General features: G+C 66.5%; 25 protein-coding genes. 2 read left to right on the top strand and 23 right to left on the bottom strand.

Annotated features, from left to right (window positions below):
- Position 1: 1 nt before the first annotated feature.
- The 11 genes from rplO to PT015_RS22470 all read right to left on the bottom strand — a co-directional run bounded on the left by rplO (position 2) and on the right by PT015_RS22470 (position 5,450).
- Entirely contained in the window at positions 2 to 442 is a 441-nt protein-coding gene (rplO, locus tag PT015_RS22520) for a 50S ribosomal protein L15 (protein ID WP_285187350.1), read from the bottom strand.
- Complete coding sequence (rpmD, locus tag PT015_RS22515; RefSeq protein WP_285187349.1) at positions 439 to 633, bottom strand: 50S ribosomal protein L30; 195 nt, start codon at positions 631 to 633, stop codon at positions 439 to 441. The genes rplO and rpmD overlap by 4 nt, the downstream gene beginning before the upstream one ends.
- Before the next feature lie 3 nt (positions 634 to 636).
- Positions 637 to 1,317 (bottom strand): 30S ribosomal protein S5, encoded by a 681-nt coding sequence (gene rpsE, locus PT015_RS22510; protein WP_285187347.1) that lies wholly within the window; start codon positions 1,315 to 1,317, stop codon positions 637 to 639.
- Between the two features lie 31 nt (positions 1,318 to 1,348).
- Positions 1,349 to 1,753: a 50S ribosomal protein L18 gene (gene rplR, locus PT015_RS22505; protein ID WP_285187346.1), complete on the bottom strand. Its 405-nt coding sequence runs from the start codon at positions 1,751 to 1,753 to the stop codon at positions 1,349 to 1,351.
- A 2-nt stretch (positions 1,754 to 1,755) separates the two neighbouring features.
- Positions 1,756 to 2,295, bottom strand: a complete 540-nt coding sequence (rplF, locus tag PT015_RS22500; RefSeq protein ID WP_285187345.1) for a 50S ribosomal protein L6 — start codon at positions 2,293 to 2,295, stop codon at positions 1,756 to 1,758.
- Between the two features lie 14 nt (positions 2,296 to 2,309).
- A complete protein-coding gene (gene rpsH / locus PT015_RS22495; protein ID WP_285187343.1) occupies positions 2,310 to 2,708 on the bottom strand; it encodes a 30S ribosomal protein S8 in 399 nt (132 codons plus the stop codon).
- A 135-nt stretch (positions 2,709 to 2,843) separates the two neighbouring features.
- The gene (locus PT015_RS22490; RefSeq protein WP_285187342.1) at positions 2,844 to 3,029 is read right to left on the bottom strand and encodes a type Z 30S ribosomal protein S14; all 186 of its coding nucleotides are present in this window, start codon (positions 3,027 to 3,029) and stop codon (positions 2,844 to 2,846) included.
- Position 3,030: 1 nt separating this feature from the next.
- A complete protein-coding gene (gene rplE / locus PT015_RS22485; protein WP_285187340.1) occupies positions 3,031 to 3,600 on the bottom strand; it encodes a 50S ribosomal protein L5 in 570 nt (189 codons plus the stop codon).
- Positions 3,601 to 3,603: 3 nt separating this feature from the next.
- Positions 3,604 to 3,921, bottom strand: a complete 318-nt coding sequence (gene rplX / locus PT015_RS22480) for a 50S ribosomal protein L24 (RefSeq protein ID WP_285187338.1) — start codon at positions 3,919 to 3,921, stop codon at positions 3,604 to 3,606.
- Positions 3,922 to 4,290, bottom strand: coding sequence for a 50S ribosomal protein L14 (gene rplN / locus PT015_RS22475; protein ID WP_045373371.1), 369 nt, complete (start codon positions 4,288 to 4,290; stop codon positions 3,922 to 3,924).
- A 242-nt stretch (positions 4,291 to 4,532) separates the two neighbouring features.
- Entirely contained in the window at positions 4,533 to 5,450 is a 918-nt protein-coding gene (locus tag PT015_RS22470; RefSeq protein ID WP_285187337.1) for a DUF4436 domain-containing protein, read from the bottom strand.
- Positions 5,451 to 5,761: 311 nt separating this feature from the next.
- Here PT015_RS22470 and pstS point away from each other — a divergent pair, with 311 nt between their 5' ends.
- On the top strand, positions 5,762 to 6,859 hold the full coding sequence (gene pstS, locus PT015_RS22465) for a phosphate ABC transporter substrate-binding protein PstS (RefSeq protein ID WP_285187336.1): 1,098 nt from the start codon (positions 5,762 to 5,764) through the stop codon (positions 6,857 to 6,859).
- On the opposite strand, the gene PT015_RS22460 is transcribed toward pstS, so the two are convergent.
- Genes PT015_RS22460 through PT015_RS22440 form a run of 5 tightly spaced genes read right to left on the bottom strand, consistent with a single transcriptional unit; the run spans position 6,852 to position 12,675 of the window.
- Positions 6,852 to 7,730, bottom strand: a complete 879-nt coding sequence (locus PT015_RS22460) for a formylglycine-generating enzyme family protein (protein ID WP_285187334.1) — start codon at positions 7,728 to 7,730, stop codon at positions 6,852 to 6,854. The two genes, pstS and PT015_RS22460, sit on opposite strands and share 8 nt — an antisense overlap.
- A gap of 4 nt (positions 7,731 to 7,734) precedes the next feature.
- Positions 7,735 to 8,421, bottom strand: coding sequence for a hypothetical protein (locus PT015_RS22455; RefSeq protein ID WP_285187333.1), 687 nt, complete (start codon positions 8,419 to 8,421; stop codon positions 7,735 to 7,737).
- On the bottom strand, positions 8,414 to 10,765 hold the full coding sequence (locus PT015_RS22450; RefSeq protein ID WP_285187332.1) for an arylsulfatase: 2,352 nt from the start codon (positions 10,763 to 10,765) through the stop codon (positions 8,414 to 8,416). Before PT015_RS22450 ends, PT015_RS22455 begins: the two co-directional genes overlap by 8 nt.
- A gap of 57 nt (positions 10,766 to 10,822) precedes the next feature.
- Positions 10,823 to 12,364, bottom strand: coding sequence for a PPE family protein (locus PT015_RS22445; RefSeq protein WP_285187331.1), 1,542 nt, complete (start codon positions 12,362 to 12,364; stop codon positions 10,823 to 10,825).
- Between the two features lie 2 nt (positions 12,365 to 12,366).
- Positions 12,367 to 12,675 carry a PE family protein gene (locus PT015_RS22440; protein WP_285187329.1) on the bottom strand — a complete coding sequence of 103 codons (309 nt, stop codon included), beginning with the start codon at positions 12,673 to 12,675 and terminating at the stop codon, positions 12,367 to 12,369.
- A 307-nt stretch (positions 12,676 to 12,982) separates the two neighbouring features.
- Here PT015_RS22440 and PT015_RS22435 point away from each other — a divergent pair, with 307 nt between their 5' ends.
- Positions 12,983 to 13,873 carry a bile acid:sodium symporter family protein gene (locus PT015_RS22435; RefSeq protein ID WP_285187328.1) on the top strand — a complete coding sequence of 297 codons (891 nt, stop codon included), beginning with the start codon at positions 12,983 to 12,985 and terminating at the stop codon, positions 13,871 to 13,873.
- Here the strand turns inward: PT015_RS22435 and rpsQ are convergent.
- From rpsQ to rplB, 7 genes are read right to left on the bottom strand one after another with little or no spacing between them, the layout of a single operon-like run.
- The gene (gene rpsQ / locus PT015_RS22430) at positions 13,866 to 14,213 is read right to left on the bottom strand and encodes a 30S ribosomal protein S17 (protein WP_285187327.1); all 348 of its coding nucleotides are present in this window, start codon (positions 14,211 to 14,213) and stop codon (positions 13,866 to 13,868) included. The two genes, PT015_RS22435 and rpsQ, sit on opposite strands and share 8 nt — an antisense overlap.
- Positions 14,213 to 14,446, bottom strand: a complete 234-nt coding sequence (gene rpmC / locus PT015_RS22425) for a 50S ribosomal protein L29 (RefSeq protein WP_285187326.1) — start codon at positions 14,444 to 14,446, stop codon at positions 14,213 to 14,215. The genes rpsQ and rpmC overlap by 1 nt, the downstream gene beginning before the upstream one ends.
- Positions 14,446 to 14,862 (bottom strand): 50S ribosomal protein L16, encoded by a 417-nt coding sequence (gene rplP, locus PT015_RS22420; protein WP_285187325.1) that lies wholly within the window; start codon positions 14,860 to 14,862, stop codon positions 14,446 to 14,448. Before rplP ends, rpmC begins: the two co-directional genes overlap by 1 nt.
- Before the next feature lie 3 nt (positions 14,863 to 14,865).
- Entirely contained in the window at positions 14,866 to 15,702 is an 837-nt protein-coding gene (rpsC, locus tag PT015_RS22415; RefSeq protein ID WP_285187324.1) for a 30S ribosomal protein S3, read from the bottom strand.
- Entirely contained in the window at positions 15,702 to 16,301 is a 600-nt protein-coding gene (rplV, locus tag PT015_RS22410; RefSeq protein WP_285187321.1) for a 50S ribosomal protein L22, read from the bottom strand. The genes rpsC and rplV overlap by 1 nt, the downstream gene beginning before the upstream one ends.
- Positions 16,298 to 16,579 (bottom strand): 30S ribosomal protein S19, encoded by a 282-nt coding sequence (gene rpsS / locus PT015_RS22405; protein ID WP_006245110.1) that lies wholly within the window; start codon positions 16,577 to 16,579, stop codon positions 16,298 to 16,300. Before rpsS ends, rplV begins: the two co-directional genes overlap by 4 nt.
- 21 nt (positions 16,580 to 16,600) lie before the next feature.
- Entirely contained in the window at positions 16,601 to 17,440 is an 840-nt protein-coding gene (gene rplB / locus PT015_RS22400) for a 50S ribosomal protein L2 (RefSeq protein WP_285187318.1), read from the bottom strand.
- Positions 17,441 to 17,462: the final 22 nt, after the last annotated feature.

Here is a 17,462-nt window from a genome sequence, read left to right as displayed (position 1 = left end):
GTTAGAGCTCGGTCGCCGAACCGCCTGCCGCGCTGATCTTTTCGCGCGCACTGCCGCTGAACTTGTGCGCGGTGACGTCGACCTTGACGGCCAACTTCCCGTCGCCGAGAACCTTGACGAGGGTGTTCTTGCGAACCGCACCCTTGGCCACCAGCTCGTCCACGCCGACCGAACCGCCCTTGGGGAACAGCCGGTTGATGTCGCCGACGTTTACGACTTCGTACTCGGTGCGGAACCGGTTACGGAACCCCTTCAGCTTGGGCAGCCGCATGTGGATCGGCATCTGCCCACCCTCGAAGGTGGCCGGCACGTTCTTGCGAGCCTTCGTACCCTTGGTGCCTCGACCGGCGGTCTTACCCTTGGAGCCCTCACCGCGGCCGACGCGGGTGCGCTTGGTCTTCGACCCGGGCGCGGGACGCAGGTCGTGCAGTTTGATGGTCACTTGCTGCCTCCTTCGGCCGGCTCGACCTCAACGAGGTGGTGGACGGCCTTGATCAGCCCGCGGGTCTGCGCGTTGTCGTCGCGGACCACCGACTGACGAATCTTCCGAAGTCCCAGTGTGCGAAGGCTTTCCCGCTGCTTCCAGCGGGCGCCGATGGTGCCGCGCACCTGGGTGATCTTGAGTTGCGCCATGATTTACGCGTTTCCTTCACGAGCGGCGCTGGCGGCCAGCGCATCACTTTCGCGGCGGGCGCGCAGCATGCCGGCCGGAGCGACATCCTCCAACGGCAGGCCACGACGCGCAGCGACCTCTTCGGGACGCTGCAGCAGCTTGAGCGCGGCGACCGTCGCGTGCACGACGTTGATCGCGTTGTCACTGCCCAACGACTTGGCCAGCACGTCGCGCACACCGGCACATTCCAGCACCGCGCGAACGGCGCCACCGGCGATCACACCGGTACCGGGGCTGGCCGGACGCAGCAGCACGACACCGGCGGCGGCCTCACCCTGCACCGGGTGGACGACCGTGCCACCGATCAGCGGGACGCGGAAGAATCCCTTGCGGGCCTCTTCGACACCCTTGGCGATGGCGGCGGGAACTTCCTTGGCCTTGCCGTAGCCGACGCCGACCATGCCGTTGCCGTCACCGACGATGACCAGCGCGGTGAAGCTGAAGCGCCGACCACCCTTGACGACCTTGGAGACGCGGTTGATGGTGACGACCCGCTCCAGGTAGTTGCTCTTGTCGCCGTCGCGGTCACGACCGCCGCGGCCGCCACCGTCCCGGCGGCCCCGGTTGTCACGATTGTCGCGGCGATCGTCGGAGCGGCCGCCCTCGTTGCTCGGGCCGGCAGTCCCAGCCGGTTGCTCCGCCATTATGCGGTCCCTCCAAAGTTGTTACTAGCCATCAGAATTCCAATCCACCTTCGCGGGCGGCGTCGGCCAGAGCCGCGATCCGTCCGCCGTAGGTGTAGCCACCGCGGTCGAACACCACCGTGTCGATGCCGGCGGCCTTGGCGCGCTCGGCGATCAACTGGCCGACCCGGACGCTGTGCGCCTTCTTGTCGCCCTCGACGCCGCGCACGTCCGCCTCGATCGAGGAAGCGGCGGCCACGGTCGTACCCGTCAGGTCGTCGACCAACTGCACGTGGATGTGCCGCGACGAGCGGTGCACCACCAGGCGCGGACGCTCCGCGGTGCCCGAGATCTTCTTACGCAGCCGCGCGTGACGACGCAGCCGCTGCTTGCGCCGCACCGCAGAAACGTTCTGCGACGACGGCTTCTGCGCGGTACCGGCTTGTGTTTGCGCCATGACTACTTACCTGTCTTTCCGACCTTGCGGCGGATCTGCTCGCCCTCGTAGCGAATTCCCTTGCCCTTGTAGGGATCGCTCTTACGGAGGCGGCGGATGTTGGCCGCGATCTGGCCGACCTTTTGCTTGTCGATACCCGAGATCGAGAACTTGGTGGGCGTCTCGACCGCGAAGGTCACGCCGTCCGGCGCGTCGATCAACACCGGGTGGCTGTAACCCAGGGCGAACTCGAGGTTGCTGCCCTTGGCCACCACGCGGTAACCAACGCCGAAGATCTCCATCTTGATGGTGTAGCCCTGCGTCACGCCGGTGACCAGGTTGGACACCAGGGTGCGGGACAGTCCGTGCAGCGACCGGTTGCGCCGCTCGTCGTCCGGCCGGGTGACCACGATGGCACCATCGTCGTTGCGCGCCACACTGATCGGCTCGGAGACCTTCAAGTCCAGGGTGCCCTTGGGACCCTTCACCGAGACCTGCTGGCCGTCGATGGAAACCTCGACGCCCGAAGGAATTTCAATCGGTTGCTTACCAATACGCGACATGTGTCAGTCCCCTCTCACCACACGTACGCGAGGACTTCGCCGCCCACGCCCTGTCTGGCTGCCTGACGGTCGGTGAGCAGGCCCGAGGAGGTCGAGATGATCGCGACGCCCAGACCGCCGAGCACGCGCGGCAGGCCGGTCGACTTCGCGTACACCCGCAGACCGGGCTTGGACACGCGGCGCAGGCCGGCGATGCTGCGCTCCCGGCTCGGCCCGTACTTGAGCTGAACGGTCAGCGCCTTACCGACGCGCGCGTCTTCGGTGCGGTAGTCGGTGATGTAACCCTCGCGCTTGAGGATCTCGGCGATGTTGGCCTTGATCTTCGAGTGCGGGAGCGTCACCTCGTCGTGGTACGCCGAGTTGGCGTTGCGCAGACGCGTCAAAAAGTCTGCGATCGGATCCGTCATAGTCATCGAGCGCTGCTCCTCTTCATCGCTACGCTCTGCATCGTCGACATCGCGGTCATGACAGCGTTGGTACCTTCCTCACGGCGGTTCCCCGTACGGGCCTGCCGCGCACCTGTTCTGGGTTGGTCTGGGTTTTCGCTGTTACCAGCTGCTCTTTGCCACGCCGGGCAGTTCGCCCGCATGCGCCATCTCACGCAGGCAGATCCTGCACAGCCCGAACTTGCGGAAAACCGCGTGCGGGCGGCCGCACTTGTTGCAGCGGGTGTACGCGCGCACCTTGAACTTCGGCTTGCGCTGGCTCTTGTTGATCAGAGCTTTCTTCGCCATGTCACTTCTCCTTGAACGGAAAGCCGAGGCCGCGCAGCAGCGCTCGGCCCTCGTCGTCATTGGTCGCCGAGGTGACGACGGTGATGTCCATGCCGCGCGGGCGGTCGATGTTGTCCACGTCGATCTCGTGGAACACCGACTGCTCGGTCAGCCCGAAGGTGTAGTTGCCCCGGCCGTCGAACTGCTTGGGGCTCAGCCCGCGGAAGTCACGGATACGCGGCAGCGAGATGGAGATCAGCCGGTCCAGGAACTCCCACATCCGGTCGCCGCGCAGCGTGACGCGCGCGCCGATCGGCATGCCTTCGCGGAGCTTGAACTGGGCGATCGACTTGGTGGCCTTGCGGATTTCCGGCTTCTGGCCGGTGATCAGCGCCAGGTCGTTGACCGCGCCGTTGATCAGCTTGGCGTCCCGGGCGGCGTCGCCGACACCCATGTTCACCACGACCTTGACCACGCCCGGAATCTGCATGACGTTGCCGTAGGCGAATTCCTTGTTCAGCGCCTCGCGGATCTCGCCGCGGTAGCGCGTCTTGAGCCGGGGCTGAACCTTCGCTTCTTCTGTCGTAGTCATGCCTTAGACGTCCTTGCCGTTGCGCTTGGAGATGCGAACCCGCTTGCCGGACTCCTCGTCGACCCGGTACCCGATACGGGTAGGCGTGCCGTCGGAGTCGACCACCATGACGTTCGAGACGTGGATGGGCGCTTCCTGCGTGACGATGCCGCCGGACTGCGCGCCACGCTCGTTGGTCGAGACCGCGGTGTGCTTCTTGATCCGGTTGACGCCCTCGACGAGCACCTTGTTGCGGGTCGGGAACGCCTGGATCACTTTGCCTTTGGCGCCCTTGTCCTTACCCGAGATGACGAGGACGGTGTCGCCCTTGTGCACCTTCATTTACAGCACCTCCGGGGCCAGCGAGACGATCTTCATGAAGCGCTTCTCGCGCAGTTCGCGGCCGACCGGCCCGAAGATGCGGGTTCCACGCGGGTCGTTGTCAGGCTTGATGATGACGGCAGCGTTCTCATCGAATTTGATGTAGCTGCCGTCCGGGCGGCGACGTTCCTTGACGGTGCGCACGACGACGGCCTTGACCACGTCACCGCGCTTGACGTTGCCACCCGGGATGGCGTCCTTGACCGTCGCCACGATGACGTCGCCGATGCCGGCGTAGCGCCGCGACGAGCCGCCGAGCACGCGGATGCACAAGATCTCCTTGGCACCGGTGTTGTCGGCCACCTTCAGCCGCGATTCCTGCTGAATCACTCGATCTCCTGACCTGGTTCACGTATGAACGCCCATGCGTTGGCACGCTGAAGGACACACGTCCGTCAGACCCGTCATGCATGGTCTTTGTCGTCGAAAGGCACGCGGGGCTGACGTTGAAACTCGTTTGCCAGCCGAGGTCTGCCCACGGCAACCCCTAGAGTCTAGGTGAAGACCTGCTCAGCGCCAAATTGCTGGTCGAAGGCGGTTATCGGCGCGCGGACGCGCGGAATTCCAGCTCGTCAGTCCCCTTGGCGGATATAGGAGTAGATGTACAGCGCCATCGCGGTCGCCAGCGCGAGCAGCACCCACTGCACCAGCGCCTGGTCGATCATCGAACCCGGCGGTGGCGCACCGGGCAGGATATTTCGCAGCGGAACGATCGCGAACAGGTTCGCCGCGTACCAGGTCGCGAACGGTGGCACGAACTTCCGTCGGCCCATCGCCATCGGGATCGCGACCACCAGCGCCAGGGTCGGCAGGCTGATCAGGACCAGGATGATGCCCAGGTCGAAGATCAGCGGCCCCTTGGCCCGGTGCAGGGTGACCACCACATTGCTGGTGTTGTGGCTCCCGGTCTCGCTGGAGTCGCTGTTGCGCTGAGTGGTCGTGTCCCAGCCGTCCATCGCCCCGGTCACCTGGACGCTGGCCGGCAGCCTCTTGCGCTCGGCGCCGTTGCCGACGAACACGTCCGCCGAGATCGGCTCGGTCTTGTAGGAGTCGAACGGCCACGCGCCGGGATCGCCGTTCGCCTGGATCGTGGTACTGACCTGAGCCGGCGCCTTGCCGGCCGGGTACTTCAGGTCGCCGAGGTCGTTCGGCGGGTACAGCCGCACGGCGATGTCGGTGTTGAGTTCGTCGAAGCGCTTGTCCTCCAACGATTCACCCGGGTAGATGAGCACGTTCACCGTGAGACGGTTGGTCGTGGGCTTCAGCTCCTCCAGCCGAATCTGCACGACGGTCTCGTCGGCCGCGGCCTGACTGAGGTCCAGCGGCGGCAGCGGCCCCTCGGCCTTCTGCAGGAGATGGACTCCGAAGAGGGACAGCGCGTAAGCCGCGACGACGGCCATCAGGATGGCCACCGCGATGACGATGCGCGGTCGGTGCCGCTCCTGTTCCGGCGGCGGCGCCGAGGTCGTCGACGGAGTCTGAACGGTCATTGCTGGCCGCCGTCCCGAATCTGCCGGAAGGGAACTGGCACTACGGGGTTTAGCTCCGCCTGTCGTGGCACGGGGTCAGGTTAGCGAAACGAGGTGTCGATCGCGCGCCGAAAGGAAGGGTGCCCGACGCTCGTCACCCGCCGGACACTTGGCAGTAACGCGCAGTTCAGGAACACAAACGGGAAACATGAATTCGCCCATGGGACGGGACAGTTGGGCCCTCGACCCGCTAATCTGTCTCCGGTTCGCGCGTGCCATTTCGCGGTCCTGAAATTCAAATAAATGTCGATGTCCGGGGTGAGGCAAACAAGATGAAGCACACACGACTAGCGGCCGCCGTGAGTTTGCTGGCCGCGGGTTCCACGGTGCTGTCGGGGTGCGAGGTTCCGCACACGAGCATGGCCTACGCCAGCGAGGTCGTGAACTGCGCCGGCAAGCCGGCGATCACGGCCAGCGGGTCCACCGCGCAGGCCAACGCGATGAAGCGATTCGTCGACGCCTACAGCAAGTCCTGCCCGGGGCACAGCTTGAACTACACGGCCAACGGATCCGGCAACGGCGTCGCCGACTTCCTTTCCGGCAAGAGCGATTTCGCAGGTTCGGACATCCCGCTGAGCGCCGACCAGTACGCCGCCGCCAAGCAACGCTGCGGCGGGGCCGAGGCGTGGAACCTGCCGGTCGTGTTCGGGCCGCTGGCGATCACCTACAACCTCCCGAACGACTTTCTCGTGCTCGACGCGCAGACGGTGGCCGGCATCTTCAACGGCAGCATCACCCGCTGGGACGACCCGCATATCGCATCGCTGAACGCGTCGATGCCGTCCGAAGAGATCCACGTCATCTACCGCAGCGACAAGTCGGGCAGCACCTCGAACTTCCAGGACTACTTGAAGTCCGCCGCCGGCAGCGTGTGGACCCAGGGCACCGGCAAAGAATTCAAGGGCGGCGTCGGCACCGGCGCCAAGGGCAACGACGGCACCTCGGCAGCGGTAAAGAACACCCCGGGCGCGATCACGTACAACGAGTTGTCGTTCGCCATGGAACAGGGCCTGTTCGCGTCGGAGATCAAGACGCCCGCCAGTCGCAAGACGCGGCGCCCGGTGCGCATCGGTACCGACTCGGTGGGCAAGACCATCGCCGGGGCCAAGATCGTCGGCAAGGGCAACGACCTGGTGCTGGATCTGTCGTCGTTCTACAACCCCAGCCAGGACGACGTGTACCCGATCGTGATGGCGACCTACGAGATCGTCTGCTCGAAGTACCCCGACCCGCAGGTCGGCATGGCGGTCAAGGCCGCCCTGCAGGCCACCCTCGGGCCCGGCCAGATCGACCTCGACAAGAACGGCTACATTCCGTTGCCGCCCGACTTCCAGTCGAAGGTGGTCGCGGCGGCCACTGCGATCAGCTGACCCGGTCGCCGGCGCAGCGGAACCCGATGTGGGTCGTCGCGGTGTCCTGCGACTGCGGCGAGCGCGCCGCCGGCCGATAGCGGTGGCAGTACTCGGGGGCACACAGGTGTGAGCCGCCCTTGAGCGTCTGGGTGATCGATGGGTCAGCGGGTCCCGTTGGTGCACAACAGCTTTTAGGCGGCCGGTCGAGCCGGTGATGAGCGGAGAACTCGGTCGTCGTCCACTCCCAGACATTGCCGATCATGTCGAACAGACCGAAGCCGTTCGCAGGAAACGTGGCCACCGGCGACGTGCCTGCCCAGCCCTCGTTGCGATACGGGAAACTGCCCTGCCAGGTGTTGGCCATCGGCGTCCCGGCCGGCTTCTCGTCGTCGCCCCACGCGTAGGTCGTGGCAGCCCCGCCGCGCGCGGCGTACTCCCATTCGGCCTCGGTCGGTAGCCGCCGGCCCGCCCAGCGGGCGTAGGCGGCCGCGTCGGGATAGGCCACCTGCACCACCGGGTGGTCGGCACGGTCGGCGACGTCGCTGCCCGGCCCAAGGGGCCTGCGCCAACTCGCACCCGGCACCCAGACCCACCACTGCCGCCAGTCCCGCAGGTCGACCGGTCCGGGCGTGGGGCGGAAGACCATTGCACCGGGCTGAAGTTCGGCCGGGTCGGCGCCCGGGTAGAGCGCCGGGTCGATCGGCTGCTCGGCGACCGTGACATAGCTTGTCGCGCCGACGAATTCGGCGAACTGCGCGTTGGTCACCGGATGTCGCTCGATGGCGAACGCGTCGACGCGCACCGTGTGAATGGGTGCTTCCTCGGGGTAGAAGCTGGTCGAACCCATCCGGAACGATCCGGCGGGCAGGTCGACGAGCTCGGTGGCCATGGATTCAGGGTATGACGACTGCGAAGTCTTGCGTCAGCGTGGTTTTGGCACCGCGGAAGCCTGGGGCGTCCTTTGGGCCCTCGACGTGGATTGCGACCAGGTAGTCAGCCGTGTTGGTCCAGATGTGGGCGAGCCGGTCGGCGAATTCCACAGTGCCCGTGTCGTCGGTGAACGTGCCGAAGAGTTTCTGGCTGCTGTATCCGCAGAACTTGGCGCCGCGGGTCTCGACCCGGAACTCGGACTTCGAATGTGCCAGTGCGGCAGCGTAATCCGAGAACGCCCTGCCCGGGTCGAGCCGGGTCGCGGCGATGGTGACAGCACCGCGCATGCCGGCGGGCCCGGACAGCGTCAGCGCCCGATCGCGCTGCCCGGGTTCGCCGGTCCACCCGTCGGGCAGGGTGATGGTGATCCGCGGCGCTGCTGTGTCGTGCACCTGCGCGACGGTGCCGATGCCGCTGCCACCCGGGCCCGGGAAGCAGACGAACGCGCTGGGCGGAATGCGCTGACGCAGCGTCGGCTCGACGCCGGGCGCCGACTTGCCGTGACGCCAACCCGGCTGTTGCGCCGACGAGGCGTCCGGTCTACCGCCCGGCGTGGCGCTGCCGTCGATGATCCGGACGCAGCCCGCGAGCGACAGCAGCGCGGCCGCGCCCACCGCGGCCCACCGAGCCTTCGACGGCGGGTCAGTCACGCGAAAAGGCTAGCGCCAATTCCTTTTCCACATCCCGATATGGCCGCCCGGAGAGGTCGACGGTGACCTGGGCGATGGTGCCGCCGGTGAACGCGAACGGCGCCTTGTACCGGCTGGACACCGCCGATCCGCCGTTACGCCCGACCGTGATGCCCGCGCCGGCCAGCCCGAACGTCCCCGGATGCGACTGCACGTCGGCGAGCGTGCCGACCGTCGTGTCGTCGATGAACAGCGTCACATCGCCCAGCGGGGTGTGGCTGTTCTCCACCGTTCCGCTGCGGGCATAGCGGACACCGAAGACGTGCCGACCCAGCGGCACCGCCTGCGACGAGGCCACCTCCTGCTGCCGCTCCCCCAGGAAGTTGTAGACGTAGTGCAGTCGCCCGTCCTGGACGAACAACACATGACCGCCGTGCGCGCCGCCCTGCTTGAACAACACCCCCTCGGCGCCGGTGGTGTCGACGGTGACGTCGGCGAGCACCGCGAACGAGCGACCGCGAAGCTCGGCGCCGGCCCCGATCCCGACGTCCGCGCAAGCCGGGTAATAGGTGTAGCTTTCGCGGTCACCGCTCAACAGCGGGCGCGAACGCATCAGCGTTTCCATGATGTTGAGATCCGACAGCGGCAGCCCCTGGTACTTGGCCGCCTCCGAAAACCACAGCGCCTTCAGCTCTTCCAGTTTCTCCGGCTGCTCGGCGGCGAGATCGCGACACTGGCTGCGATCGGCCTCGATATGGAACAGTTCCCAGCGATCGGCGTCGAAATGCCCCCAACCCGCGGGGGTGGCGGCGTGGACGGTGTTGGCGAACCAGCCGTCGTGCCAGATTCCGCGGGTGCCCAGCATGGTGTAGAACTGGGTGTCCTTGCCGGTGCTCGCGGCCGAATCCAACAGCGCCGCTCTGAAACTCACCCCGTCCAGCGGTTGCTGCGGGACACCCTTGACCGAGTCCGGCGGTTGAATGTCGAGCAGGTCGTAGACCGTGGGGGTGACGTCGCAGACGTTGACGTAGGTGTCGCGAACCTCGCCGTGTGCCGCGATTCCCTTGGGCCAGGACACAATCGCGGTGTCGGCGATGCCACCCTCGTGTGAGGCGTAGCGCTTGTACAGCTTGTAGGGCGTGTTGAAGGCCATCGCCCACCCGATCGGGTAGTGGTTGTAGGTCTGCGGCCCGCCGAGTTGGTCGAACACCTTCATGCTCTCTTCGACGGTGTCGATGTAGCCGTTGAAGAATTTGCCCTCGTTCACCGAGCCGTTGGGTCCACCCTCGCCGCTGGCGCCGTTGTCGGAGATCACCACGATCAGGGTGTTGTCCAGCTGACCCGATTCCTCGAGATAGTCCAGGATTCGGCCGATCTGGGCGTCGGTGTAGCTCAGGAAACCGGCGAACACCTCCGCCATCCGGCTGAACAGTCGCTTCTCTTCGTCGTTCAGCGAGTCCCACGGGCGCACGGTGTCCTGCAGCGGCCAGGGTTGGCCGTCGGGCCCCGTGACGTCGAGGTAGGGGTTGACCGGCGACAGTTCGGTGTCGGGCGGCACGATGCCCAGCGACTTCTGGCGCTCGAGCACGATCTCGCGGTAACGCTCGTAGCCCATGTCGAATTTGCCCGCGTAACGGTCGGCCCACTCCTGGAAGACGTGGTGCGGCGCGTGGCCGGCGCCGGGGCACACATAGCTGAACCACGGCTTGTCCGGCGCGATCACCTTGGCGTCGCGAATGAATTCAATTGTCTTGTCCGCAAGGTCTTTCGAGAGGTGATAGCCGTCCTCCGGGGTGCCGGGCGGGTTCACCGGGTGGTTGTCGTAAACCAGGTCGGGGTACCACTGGTCGGTCTCGCCGCCCAGGAATCCGTAGAACCGCTCGAAACCGCGCGAGGTGGGCCAGTGCCGTTTGGTGGCGGCCAGGTTGGATTCCTCCAGCGGGGTCAGATGCCACTTGCCGATGCAGTAGGTGTTGTAACCCTGTTCGGCCAATACCTCTGACAACAAGGCGGTTTCGAAGGGTATGCGGCCGTTCGAATTCGGGAAGCCCTCGGTGAACTCCTCGATCATCGCCATGCCGACCGTGGTGGCGTTGCGGCCGGTCAGCAGCGAAGCCCGGGTGGGCGAACACAACGCCGTGGTGTGGAACTGCGACAGCCGCACCCCGCGCTCGGCGATGCGTGACATGGCCGGCATGTCGACCAGCCCACCGAAGCAGTCCCAGGTCGCGATGCCGGTGTCGTCCCACACCAGATACAGGACGTTGGGCGCCCCCTCCGGCGCGGTGGGCGCGGCGTAGGGACCCCAATCCGGTTCCGAATCCCGGATGTCCAGTTCGATCTTGCCGTTGAATTCCGTAGCCATCGCTGGCCTCACTCTCGTAGTGAACCCCCGGAACTTCGGATGCAGACTACACCGCAACTAGGTGTCGCGACCGCCTTCCGGCGTCCAGGTGCGCGGCAACATCGGGATGCTCGGTCCGCCACCGAATTCGTCGCTCTCCAGCGTGGCCAGACCCGCGGCTTGGTCCGCGCTCTTCGTCGCGGTGCCGGCGAAGCCGAGTGGTCCACCGCCGCTCTCGGATGCCTCAGTCTCCGGCGGCGTGTCGTAATCCATTGTGGCGTCGGCATAGTCGTGCTTGTGCGCCTGCTGTTGCTTGCGTTTGCGCGTCCGACGCCGGGCGGCGGCCGCCGTGCCGACGGCAGCCGATTCGCCGGGAGTCTTGAGTCGCGCGCTCGCGGCGACGCCCGCTTTGGCCCCGGAGCCAAACCCGATCGGCGGCCCCCCGCCGGTGAAGACCGCGTACGGGATCGCCAGCCCGTGCGCGGCGGTCGGCGGCGGCGTCGGCGTCGGCGCGGGGGCCGTACCGGTGGCGGTGCTCGCCGCGGGCGCGGCGGGAGCCGACGGGGCCGGCGCGGTGGGCGCCACCGTCGCGGCGGCGAGTGGGGCCGAGGCGATCACCGGCGCGATCGGCAGCGTGGCGATCGGAGGCAGAGGCGGGACGAACGGCTGAAACAGGGACGGGTCGATCAGTGCCACCACGGCCGCAACCGAGGCCACCGCTGCGGCTGCGGCTGCCGGGAGCACCGCGGTGGTCGAACTGGCCGCGACGGCGGCGGCGACCACCGGGTGCGCGACAAGAAACGCGATGATGTTGGCCGGCGTCAGGCTGGCCAGCGCCGCGGCGGGATTAGTGGCCAGCAATTGGGCGAAGGTCTCCAGCTCCTGCACCAGCGTGACGGTGTTCTTCACCCAGTACAGCGTCGTGAGCGGGTTGGTATAGGCCGAGTAGGGCAGCCCGTCGATGGTGCCTGCGGTGGGATCCCAGGTAATGCCCCGAGCCTGGAGGAACTGCACGATCAGTTGGTCCAGCGGCGTCTCGGTGGCGCTGGCGGGTGACGCGGTAGGGCTGGTGCTGTTGTCCGCCTTGAGGATTGGGGGCGCCAGCTCGGTGACCGGTGTCGCGGCGACGGCCGAGTCGGCCACCGCCTGATAAGTCCCCATCGTGGCGGCGGCCTGTACCCACATCCGCGCGTAGTCCGCTTCGTTCAGCGCGATCGGAATCGTGTTGATGCCAAAGAAATTGGTCGCGGCCAGCACGCCGTGCACGATGTGATTGGTGGCCAGTTCCGGCAGCGTGGGCATCGCGGCCACTGCCGCGGTGTGGGCGGCAGCCAGGGTCTCGTGTTGAGCAGCCGCCGCGGCACTGTTCGCGCCTGCCTGGTTGAGCCAGGCCAGAAACGGAGCATTGGCGGTGACGAACGACTCGGCGCTCGGCCCTTGCCACGCTCCGGCCTGTACCTGCGCCAGCAGGATGGTGAGTTCGTCTGCCACCGTGGCATATTCGGCGCTCAGCGCATCCCAGGCACCGGCCGCCGCCAGCAGCGGCCCGGCGCCCGGACCACTGCTGAGCAACGTCGAGTGCACCTCCGGCGGCGCGGCGATCCACATCGGAGCGGTCATGTTCAGCCGGCCGGGGAGTGGTACAGCGACGAACCCGCCGCGTCACCGCTTGCATAGCTGGCACCCGACTCCCCCACACCGATGCCCGCCCTACCAAGCTCCTCGGCACCCTGGGCGGCGACCGCGGCGTGCAGTCCGCCCCGGGCACTGAATTCCGCGGCACTCTGCAGCGACACCGGGTCCGCGGCGGGGGGAACGACGGCGGCGATCAGCGGTGTCGCGGCGGCATGCGCGGCGGCGAGCCGGGCGGTCAACGCTTCCACGCCCGCACAAGCGGCAGCCAAGCCTTCGGGAACGACGCGCAAGGTCATAACTGCCACTCCTTCTCCGGCCTGGTCGCGGGCGTACGGTTGATTGGCAAGGTATCCAAGGCGTCGCCGCTCCGCCCGCGGCCGCGTCGGCGCCGGCTGGCTTTCGCCGGCACGCCCATTCGGGCGACCCGATCCACTATTCGCCGAAAGGTGTTGTCAGCAAACCACTTTCGATTGTGCTGCGACTTGTATCGATCACGGGGCCGTCGGTGTCTACACCGCTTCGAATCACGCTGGTTCTGACGGGGCGCGCTACTACAGCAAACCGATAGACTGGCTATCTACCGTACGGACAGCTTGGAGACCCATGAACAACCAGTTCCTGCCGTTGGTCGTCGGCGCGGTCATGCTGGCCCTCGGGCTCACGCTCACCGTCGACGACTTCCGCCGGGCGGCCACCGTGCGGCGTCCGCTGCTGGTGGCCCTGATCTGTCAGTCGCTGGTATTGCCCGCGCTGTGCCTGCTGATCGCCGAGGCGCTAAACCTAGAGCCCAACCTGGCGGTCGGCCTGATGCTGATGGCCGCGACGCCGGGCGGGATGCTGGCGAACATCGTGAGCCACCTGGCCGACGGCGACCTGGCTCTCAATCTCACGCTCACCGCCATCAACGCGGTGCTGTCGATCGTCGCCATCCCCGCGATTCTGGCCTTCTCGCTGAGCTGGTTTCTCGGCGAAGGACGGTTCATCCCACTGCAATTCGACAAATTCTTCGGCGTCATCGCAATGGTGCTGATCCCCGTCGCGATCGGCATCGCGATCCGGCACCGCTTCCCCGACTTCGCGCATCGGCTGCACAAGTTCGTCCGGATAGCGGCGGCGGTGTTGCTGGTGCTGGCCGTCGTCGGCGGGATCGCGAGCGGACAGACCTCGCTGTTCAAGAACTTCGGGGTGCTTGCGCTCGCCGTTGCCAGCTTCTGCGCGGTCAGCCTCACCGTCGGTTATCTGGTGTCGCGCTCGATGCGGCTGGGCCCGCGACAGGCGATCGCCGTCAGCCTCGAGATCGGATTGCACAATGCCGTCGTCGCGGTCGGGATCGCGCTGAGCCCGCAACTGCTGAACAACGCCGATATGGCTTTGCCCGCAGCGGTTTACGGAGTGATCGGACCGCTGATCGCGCTGACCTTCGTGGTCGCGGTGCGCCGACTCGACCCTGGCTACCGTGCGCTGTTGAGCGCACGGGCGGCCGAGGTTACTTAGCCTTCTCCAGGATCTCGACGAGCCGCCAACGCTTGGTCGCCGACGTCGGGCGGGTCTCCATCAGCGAGACGCGGTCGCCGATGCCGGCGTCGCCGTGCTCGTCGTGCGCCTTGACCTTCTTGGTGGTCCGGATGATCTTGTCGTACAGCGGGTGACGCACGCGGTCTTCGAGCTCCACCACGATGGTCTTCTGCATCTTGTCACTCACCACGTAACCGATGCGCGTCTTGCGACGACCGCGCGGCTTCGGGGTGGCCGGAGTGTGCTTGGGCCCCTTGGCACTTGCGTCCTTTGCGGGCGCCGCCTTCTTCGCGGGGGCTGCCTTCTTCGTCTCAGCCATTACGACTCCTCACCATTCGGGCCCGCGGCCAGACCGAGCTCGCGTTCACGAAGCACGGTGTAGATCCGTGCGATTTCCTGACGGACCGTGCGCAGCCGACGGTTGTTGGCGAGCTGACCGGTCGCCATTTGGAAGCGCAGGTTGAACAGCTCTTCCTTGAATTCGCGCAACTTGTCGATCAGCTCTTGGTCGTCGAGCTCGCGCAGTTCGCCAGGCGAAGTTCCCACTGCCATCAGAACTGATCCTCTCGGGTGATGATGCGTGCCTTGATCGGCAGCTTGTGGATCGCGCGGGTCAGTGCTTCCCGTGCGGTCTGCTCGTTGGGGAAGCTGAGCTCGAAGAGCACGCGACCCGGTTTCACGTTGGCGATCCACCACTCCGGCGAACCCTTACCCGAACCCATGCGGGTTTCGGCGGGCTTCTTGGTCAGCGGACGGTCGGGGAAGATGTTGATCCACACCTTGCCGCCACGCTTGATGTGCCGGTTGATGGCGATACGAGCGGACTCGATCTGCCGGTTGGTGATGTAGGCGTGCTCCAGTGCCTGGATGCCGTAGTCGCCGAAGCTCACCGACGTTCCACCACTGGCGATTCCGCGCTGACGCGGGTGGTGCTGCTTGCGGTGCTTGACTCTGCGGGGAATCAACATGGTTTAGCTCTCCGTACTCTGCGCCTCGACGGCGGGCGCCTCGGCCGAAGGTGCTGCCGGTGCAGTCTCTTCGGCGCTGGACGCGGCGCGGCCGGCCTCGGTACTGGTCGCCGTCGTGCCCGCGGATCCGCTGCGGCGCGGGCGGGTGCCCGACGGACGCTCGCGGCGCGGACGCTCGGCTCCAGCCGACGGCGCAACCAGTTCGCGCTTGCCACCGACGATGTCGCCCTTGTAAATCCAGACCTTCACACCGATGCGGCCGAAGGTGGTCTTGGCCTCGTAGAGGCCGTAGTCGATGTCGGCACGCAGCGTGTGCAGCGGCACCCGACCTTCGCGGTAGAACTCCGAGCGGCTCATCTCAGCGCCACCGAGGCGGCCCGAGCACTGCACCCGGATGCCTTTGACATTGGGCTGGCGCATCGCCGACTGGATCGCCTTACGCATCGCGCGACGGAACGCCACCCGGTTGCTCAGCTGCTCGGCCACACCCTGGGCCACCAATTGTGCAGTCGACTCAGGGTTTTTCACCTCGAGGATGTTCAGCTGGACCTGCTTGCCGGTCAGCTTCTCCAGGTCGGCGCGGATGCGATCGGCCTCGGTGCCACGGCGACCGATGACGATGCCCGGACGGGCGGTGTGGATGTCCACCCGAACCCGGTCGCGGGTGCGCTCGATCTCCACGTCGGCGATGCCGGCGCGCTCCAAGCCGGTCGACAGCAGCTTGCGGATCGACACGTCTTCCTTGATGTAGTCCGCGTACTGCTTGTCGGCGTACCACCGGGACTTCCACTCGGTGGTGATGCCGAGGCGGAATCCGTGCGGATTGATCTTCTGGCCCACTACTCCGAGCCCTCCTTCGATTCCGAAGTCGCTTCAGTCGCAGCGGACTTCGCGGCGGATGCCTTCTTTGCAGCCGCCTTCTTGGCCGGCGCCTTGTCTGCTGTTGCCTTCTTGGCGGGTGCCTTGTCGGCGGCCGCCTTCTTCGCGGGAGCCTTCTTGGCCGGGGCCGTGCCCGCGGCCTTGCTGCCCTGGGCGCGGCGTGCGCGGGCGGCGCTCGCGGACTGCGAACCCCGACCGTCCTTGCTCGGCCGGCTCTCGACGATCACCGTGATGTGGCTGGTGCGCCGACGGATTCGGAACGCGCGGCCCTGGGCGCGCGGACGGATCCGCTTGGCGGTGGGACCGTCGTCGGCGTAGACCGTGGCGACCACGAGGGTCGACGGGTCGAGCCCATTGTTGTTCTGCGCGTTGGCCGCAGCGCTCGCGATGACCTTGGCAACCGGCTCGCTGGCCGCTTGCGGCGCCCAGCGCAGGATGTCCAGGGCCTCGGTGACCGACTTGCCGCGAACGAGGTCGATGACCCGGCGCGCCTTGGTCGGCGACACCCGCACGAACCGCGCGACCGCCGTCGCCGACGGGAATTCAGTAGCCGTGCTCATCGCCGCTTGGCCTTCCGGTCGTCTTTGATGTGTCCCTTGAAGGTGCGCGTCGGTGCGAACTCACCCAGTTTGTGGCCCACCATCGATTCGGTGACGAACACCGGGACGTGCTTGCGACCGTCGTGCACAGCGAAGGTGTGCCCGATGAAGTCGGGAATGATGGTCGAACGACGCGACCAGGTCTTGATGACCTGCTTGGTGTTCTTCTCGTTCTGAACGTCGACCTTCTTGAGCAGATGGTCGTCGACGAACGGACCCTTTTTAAGGCTGCGTGGCATCTCTGTTTCTCCTGGCTGCCGCTAGCGAGACTTCTTGCCGGTGCGCCGGCGTCGGACGATGAGCTTGTCGCTGGGCTTGTTGCCCTTACGGGTGCGGCCTTCCGGCTTACCCCACGGGCTGACCGGGTGACGACCACCGGAGGTCTTACCCTCACCACCACCGTGCGGGTGGTCCACCGGGTTCATCACGACACCACGGACGGTGGGGCGCTTGCCCTTCCAGCGCATACGGCCGGCTTTACCCCAGTTGATGTTGGCCTGCTCGGCGTTGCCGACCTCGCCGACCGTCGCGCGGCAGCGCACGTCGACACGGCGGATCTCACCGCTGGGCATACGCAGCGACGCGTACGTGCCTTCCTTACCCAACAACTGGATGCTGGATCCGGCCGAGCGAGCGAGCTTGGCGCCACCGCCCGGACGCAGCTCCACGGCGTGCACCAACGTACCGGCCGGGATGTTGCGCAGCGGCAGGTTGTTGCCGGGCTTGATGTCGGCGTTAGCGCCGGACTCCACCACGTGACCCTGCTTGAGCCCAAGCGGGGCAATGATGTAGCGCTTCTCGCCGTCCAGGAAGTGCAGCAGCGCGATGTTCGCGGTGCGGTTCGGGTCGTACTCGATGTGCGCGACCTTCGCGTTGACGCCGTCCTTGTCGTTGCGACGGAAGTCGATGACGCGGTAGGCCCGCTTGTGACCGCCACCCTTGTGGCGAGTCGTGATGCGGCCGTGCGCGTTACGCCCACCCTTGCCGTGCAACGGCTTGATGAGCGACTTCTCCGGAGTCGAGCGAGTGATCTCGGCGAAATCGGAGACGCTGGCACCGCGACGACCCGGAGTCGTCGGCTTGTACTTGCGAATTCCCATGTCTGTTAAGTCTCTCTATCCT

The organism is Candidatus Mycobacterium wuenschmannii (assembly GCF_030252325.1).
Taxonomy (GTDB): Bacteria; Actinomycetota; Actinomycetes; order Mycobacteriales; family Mycobacteriaceae; genus Mycobacterium; species Mycobacterium wuenschmannii.
The sequence above is the reverse complement of the archived record's forward strand: the minus strand, read 5'-3'. Positions and strand labels throughout refer to the sequence as shown.

What these genes read in the sequence shown, in the direction of transcription:
- rpmC (WP_285187326.1), bottom strand. Translation starts at nt 14,446, where the DNA reads ATGGCAGTGGGAACTTCGCCTGGCGAACTGCGCGAGCTCGACGACCAA.
- rplE (WP_285187340.1), bottom strand. Translation starts at nt 3,600, where the DNA reads ATGACTACGACAGAAGAAGCGAAGGTTCAGCCCCGGCTCAAGACGCGC.
- rpsQ (WP_285187327.1), bottom strand. Translation starts at nt 14,213, where the DNA reads ATGGCTGAGACGAAGAAGGCAGCCCCCGCGAAGAAGGCGGCGCCCGCA.
- PT015_RS22450 (WP_285187332.1), bottom strand. Translation starts at nt 10,765, where the DNA reads ATGGCTACGGAATTCAACGGCAAGATCGAACTGGACATCCGGGATTCG.
- rplF (WP_285187345.1), bottom strand. Translation starts at nt 2,295, where the DNA reads ATGTCGCGTATTGGTAAGCAACCGATTGAAATTCCTTCGGGCGTCGAG.
- rpsS (WP_006245110.1), bottom strand. Translation starts at nt 16,579, where the DNA reads ATGCCACGCAGCCTTAAAAAGGGTCCGTTCGTCGACGACCATCTGCTC.
- PT015_RS22470 (WP_285187337.1), bottom strand. Translation starts at nt 5,450, where the DNA reads ATGACCGTTCAGACTCCGTCGACGACCTCGGCGCCGCCGCCGGAACAG.
- PT015_RS22435 (WP_285187328.1), top strand. Translation starts at nt 12,983, where the DNA reads ATGAACAACCAGTTCCTGCCGTTGGTCGTCGGCGCGGTCATGCTGGCC.
- PT015_RS22460 (WP_285187334.1), bottom strand. Translation starts at nt 7,730, where the DNA reads ATGGCCACCGAGCTCGTCGACCTGCCCGCCGGATCGTTCCGGATGGGT.
- PT015_RS22440 (WP_285187329.1), bottom strand. Translation starts at nt 12,675, where the DNA reads ATGACCTTGCGCGTCGTTCCCGAAGGCTTGGCTGCCGCTTGTGCGGGC.
- PT015_RS22445 (WP_285187331.1), bottom strand. Translation starts at nt 12,364, where the DNA reads ATGACCGCTCCGATGTGGATCGCCGCGCCGCCGGAGGTGCACTCGACG.
- pstS (WP_285187336.1), top strand. Translation starts at nt 5,762, where the DNA reads ATGAAGCACACACGACTAGCGGCCGCCGTGAGTTTGCTGGCCGCGGGT.
- rplB (WP_285187318.1), bottom strand. Translation starts at nt 17,440, where the DNA reads ATGGGAATTCGCAAGTACAAGCCGACGACTCCGGGTCGTCGCGGTGCC.
- rplX (WP_285187338.1), bottom strand. Translation starts at nt 3,921, where the DNA reads ATGAAGGTGCACAAGGGCGACACCGTCCTCGTCATCTCGGGTAAGGAC.
- PT015_RS22490 (WP_285187342.1), bottom strand. Translation starts at nt 3,029, where the DNA reads ATGGCGAAGAAAGCTCTGATCAACAAGAGCCAGCGCAAGCCGAAGTTC.
- rpmD (WP_285187349.1), bottom strand. Translation starts at nt 633, where the DNA reads ATGGCGCAACTCAAGATCACCCAGGTGCGCGGCACCATCGGCGCCCGC.
- rpsE (WP_285187347.1), bottom strand. Translation starts at nt 1,317, where the DNA reads ATGGCGGAGCAACCGGCTGGGACTGCCGGCCCGAGCAACGAGGGCGGC.
- rpsH (WP_285187343.1), bottom strand. Translation starts at nt 2,708, where the DNA reads ATGACTATGACGGATCCGATCGCAGACTTTTTGACGCGTCTGCGCAAC.
- rplP (WP_285187325.1), bottom strand. Translation starts at nt 14,862, where the DNA reads ATGTTGATTCCCCGCAGAGTCAAGCACCGCAAGCAGCACCACCCGCGT.
- rplV (WP_285187321.1), bottom strand. Translation starts at nt 16,301, where the DNA reads ATGAGCACGGCTACTGAATTCCCGTCGGCGACGGCGGTCGCGCGGTTC.
- rplR (WP_285187346.1), bottom strand. Translation starts at nt 1,753, where the DNA reads ATGGCGCAAACACAAGCCGGTACCGCGCAGAAGCCGTCGTCGCAGAAC.